The 4,549-nt window shown below is 59.2% G+C and carries 4 protein-coding genes; 3 read left to right on the top strand and 1 reads right to left on the bottom strand.

Annotated elements, in window-relative coordinates:
* Nucleotides 1-13: 13 nt before the first annotated feature.
* Entirely contained in the window at nucleotides 14-1,243 is a 1,230-nt protein-coding gene (locus tag NTD85_RS05650; protein WP_003223710.1) for an acyl-CoA dehydrogenase, read from the bottom strand.
* A 157-nt stretch (nucleotides 1,244-1,400) separates the two neighbouring features.
* Here NTD85_RS05650 and NTD85_RS05655 point away from each other — a divergent pair, with 157 nt between their 5' ends.
* The 3 genes from NTD85_RS05655 (at nucleotide 1,401) to NTD85_RS05670 (ending at nucleotide 3,976) form a co-directional block, all read left to right on the top strand.
* A complete protein-coding gene (locus NTD85_RS05655; protein ID WP_045122379.1) occupies nucleotides 1,401-2,330 on the top strand; it encodes a LysR family transcriptional regulator in 930 nt (309 codons plus the stop codon).
* Nucleotides 2,331-2,527: 197 nt separating this feature from the next.
* Complete coding sequence (locus tag NTD85_RS05660) at nucleotides 2,528-2,929, top strand: MerR family transcriptional regulator (protein ID WP_007951507.1); 402 nt, start codon at nucleotides 2,528-2,530, stop codon at nucleotides 2,927-2,929.
* A 147-nt stretch (nucleotides 2,930-3,076) separates the two neighbouring features.
* Complete coding sequence (locus NTD85_RS05670; protein ID WP_262141643.1) at nucleotides 3,077-3,976, top strand: hydroxymethylglutaryl-CoA lyase; 900 nt, start codon at nucleotides 3,077-3,079, stop codon at nucleotides 3,974-3,976.
* Nucleotides 3,977-4,549: the final 573 nt, after the last annotated feature.

The following is a 4,549-nucleotide window of genomic DNA, read 5'->3' on the forward strand; positions in this document are numbered from 1 at the left end:
CGGCGACGCGGTCTTAATGACCGCTACGCAGCATCTCCTTCGGCACATATTTGCCGATCTCGAACTTGCCGATCGCCGCGCGGTGCACTTCGTCCGGACCGTCGGCCAGGCGCAGGGTGCGCTGCATGGCGTACATGTAGGCCAGCGGGAAATCATTCGAGACCCCGGCCCCGCCGTGAATCTGGATCGCCCGGTCGATCACCCGCAGGGCCACATTCGGCGCAACGACCTTGATCTGTGCGATCTCGCTCTTCGCCACTTTGTTACCGACGGTGTCCATCATGTACGCCGCTTTCAGGGTCAGCAGGCGTGCCATGTCGATTTCCATCCGCGAGTCGGCGATCTTGTCGACGTTACCGCCCAGACGTGCCAGCGGCTTGCCGAACGCGGTTCGGCTCACCGAACGCTTGCACATCAATTCCAGGGCGCGTTCAGCCATGCCGATCGACCGCATGCAGTGGTGAATCCGCCCCGGGCCAAGGCGGCCCTGAGCAATTTCAAAGCCGCGCCCTTCACCGAGCAGAACGTTTTCGTACGGCACCCGCACGTTGTCGAACAGCACTTCGGCGTGGCCGTGCGGTGCATCGTCGTAACCGAAGACTGGCAGCGGACGGACGATTTTCACCCCGGGGGTGTCGACCGGCACGAGGATCATCGAGTGCTGGGCGTGGCGCGGTGCGTCAGGGTTGCTCAGGCCCATGAAGATCAGAATCTTGCAGCGCGGATCGCAGGCGCCGGAGGTCCACCACTTCTTGCCGTTGATCACCCACTCGTCGCCATCGCGCACGGCGCGGGCGGCCATGTTGGTGGCGTCGGACGAGGCCACGTCAGGCTCGGTCATGGCGAACGCCGAGCGGATCTCGCCGCGCAGCAGCGGTTCGAGCCAGCGCTGTTTCTGTTCTTCATTGGCGTAGCGCACCAGCACTTCCATGTTGCCGGTGTCCGGCGCCGAGCAGTTGAACGGCTCCGGCCCCAACAGCGAACGGCCCATGATTTCCGCCAGCGGTGCGTATTCGAGGTTGGTCAGGCCGGCGCCGAGTTCCGACTCAGGCAGGAACAGATTCCACAAACCTTCGGCCTTGGCCTTGGCCTTGAGCTCTTCCATGATCGCGGTCGGCTGCCAGCGATCACCCTCGGCAACCTGGCGTTCGAACACGGCTTCGGCCGGGTAAACGTAAGTGTCCATGAACGCGGTCACGCGCTCACGCAGTTCTTGCACCTTGGGCGAATAAGCGAAATCCATGAGCAATTACCTTCTATGGGCAGAGGTTGTTCAGATCATGCAATCGATGCTAGAACAGCGTTGATAATTTACCTAGCCTATTCTCGGCGTGTATAAACATTCATCACCGATATATGATCCGCTGATCGTCAGCCCCTAGAACAAGAGAAGCCGCGTTATGAATCTGAGTAAGGTCGACCTCAACCTTTTCATCGTCTTCGACGCGATTTACACCGAAGCCAACCTCACCCGCGCCGGGCAGATTGTCGGGATTACCCAGCCGGCGGTGTCCAACGCGTTGGCGCGGTTGCGCGAGACCTTCAACGATCCGCTGTTCGTGCGCACCGCCCAAGGCATGGTGCCGACGCCGATGGCACAGAACATCATCGGTCCGGTGCGCAACGCGCTGTCGTTGCTGCGGGTGTCGGTGCAGGAGAGCCGGATTTTCAACCCGGCCCAAGCGGTGAAGACTTATCGCATCAGCATGACCGACCTCACTGAAGCAGTGATTCTGCCGCCGCTGTTCCAGCGGTTGCGGCGTCTGGCGCCGACGGTGATCATCGAGAGCTTTCTGTCCAAACGCCGCGAGACCACCAAGGAACTGGCCGCCGGACGTCTGGATTTCGCCGTGGATGCACCGCTCAACACTGACCCGCAGGTGCGCCACGTCAAGCTGATGGAAGACCGTTACGTCTGTGCGATGCGCAAGGGCCATCCGCTGGCGGGCAAGGAAAAACTCAGTCTCGATGATTATCTGTCGCTGACTCACATTCACATCTCCAGCCGCCGCAGCGGTCTGGGTTATGTCGATCTGGCGCTGGGCAAAATGGGCATTCAGCGCAAGATCGCCCTGCGCTCGCAGCATTACCTGATGGCGTCGCAGGTGATGCAGCAGACCGACATGGTGATGACAGTGCCCGAGCGTTTCGCCCGGCGTAATGACTTGCATGCATTCAATCTGCCGGTCAACGACGTGCCCCCGGTGGAGACCCACCTGTACTGGCACGAGAGCACCGATCAGGATCCGGCTAACCGCTGGATGCGCGAGCAGATGATCGAGTTGTGCCAGCAGGTGACGGCGCATGAGAAGAAGCTCGATAAGGTGTAGGGCTGGCAACCGCGTTATCGTTCTTCGCGAGCAGGCTCGCTCCCACAGTTGATCGCGTTCCATCTGAAGAAACGCGACCGAGTGTGGGAGCGGGCTTGCTCGCGAAGAGGCCAGCACTCGCGCCACACATCTTGAACCTTGACGTAAACGTCAACTCGCCATTAGCTTAGCGCCAAGACCTTTTTCCGAGCGCTTTCATGAGCAGCCAGACCTACAGCATTTCCGACCTCGCCCGCGAGCTGGACATCACCACCCGGGCGATCCGCTTTTATGAGGAACAAGGCCTGCTCAGCCCCGAGCGCCGAGGCCAGGAACGCATCTACTCGCCACGCGACAAGGTCAGCCTGAAACTGATCCTGCGCGGCAAGCGCATCGGTTTCTCGCTGGCCGAATGCCGCGAACTGATCGAACTCTACGACCCATCCAGCGGTAACACCAAACAGCTCAACAGCATGCTGGCGAAAATCAGCGAACGCCGCGAACAGCTCGAGCAGCAGTTGCTCGACATCGAACAGATGAAACTGGAACTCGATACCGCTGAAGAGCGCTGCGTGCAGGCGTTGGAGCAGACGCTCAAGAGCCAGCAAGTAGCGCAGTAATCAGCCACAACTCATTCCCTGTGGGAGCGGGCTTGCTCGCGAAGGCGGAGTGTCAGGCGACAAATTTTGTATCTGATACACCGCATTCGCGAGCAAGCCCGCTCCCACAGGGACCTCATGTAATTCCGAAAATGAGCAGGTCAACCCATGTCCCTCCCCTCCCAAGTACGCCTGATCGAAGTCGGCCCGCGCGATGGCCTGCAGAACGAAGCCCAACCGATCAGCGTCGCTGACAAGGTGCAACTGGTCGACGCTCTGAGCGCCGCCGGTTTGGGTTACATCGAAGTCGGCAGTTTTGTCTCACCGAAATGGGTGCCGCAGATGGCCGGCTCCGCCGAGGTGTTCGCGCAGATCCAGCGCAAGCCCGGCGTGACCTATGGCGCACTGGCGCCGAACCTGCGCGGCTTTGAAGACGCGCTCGCTGCCGGCGTGAAAGAAGTCGCGGTGTTCGCCGCTGCGTCCGAGGCATTCTCGCAGCGCAACATCAATTGCTCGATCAGCGAAAGCCTGGCGCGCTTCGCACCGATCATGGAAGCCGCGAAACAGCAAGGCGTTACCGTGCGCGGTTACGTGTCCTGCGTGCTCGGCTGCCCGTATGAAGGCCAAGTCGCGCCGGAACAAGTGGCGATGGTCACCCGCGAGTTGTACGCGATGGGCTGCTACGAAGTGTCCCTCGGCGACACCATCGGCACCGGCACCGCAGGCGCCACGCGGCGGTTGTTCGAAGTGGTGTCGGCGCAAGTGCCACGGGAAAAACTCGCCGGCCATTTCCACGACACCTACGGCCAGGCGATGGCCAACATCTATGCCAGCCTGTTGGAAGGCATCGCGGTGTTCGACAGCTCTATCGCCGGCCTCGGCGGCTGCCCGTACGCCAAAGGCGCGAGCGGTAACGTCGCCACCGAAGACGTGGTGTACCTGCTCAACGGCTTGGGCATCAAGACCGGTATCGACCTGGATGCCTTGATTGCGGCGGGTCAGCAGATCAGTGCGGTGCTCGGTCGTCCGAGCGGTTCGCGTGTCGCCAAGGCTCGCAGCGCACAGTGAGGGCGAAGGTGTTACCGCTGTGTCCGAAACGTGGGCATAGACGAGTAACACGGAAACAAATTGTCTGGTTTGCCCTGAAGGAAAAATCCTTCAAAAAACCCAATCCATTGATTTATAAGGTTTTTTAAAAGTTGGCACGGCTTCTGCTATCTCTATGGCATAACAAGAATAAAAAGCAGCAAACCAATAAAAATAAGACGTACCGACTCTGACATAACAAAAACAACACGGCAGAGACGCAGCTAACAGATTTTTTTGGAGAAGGTGTGCTTTTCAGGGTGCTCTCAGGAGTGACCCGCAACCGGGCAGAGAACAATAAAACTACCTTCAGGTAGCTCCCGAATCGGTTGGATCGTTTAACGAGAAAGCAGATCAGCGCTCAAAAAAATACGTTTGCTCTTGACCCCGGATGGGGGTCGCCAAAAACAGCGGTAAAGGGCCACGGTTGCCAAAAACAACAACAGACCGCCCCTCAATAATAAGAAAGAGCACGCGACGACAAAATTAAAGGGGAGCTTCGGCTCCCCTTTGTGCTTTCTGTGATTCCTGAAAATACTCTATCTCCATTGTGGG

Origin of the sequence: Pseudomonas sp. 13B_3.2_Bac1, assembly GCF_025466205.1 — a bacterium.
In the GTDB taxonomy this organism is placed as follows: Bacteria; Pseudomonadota; Gammaproteobacteria; order Pseudomonadales; family Pseudomonadaceae; genus Aquipseudomonas; species Aquipseudomonas fluorescens_H.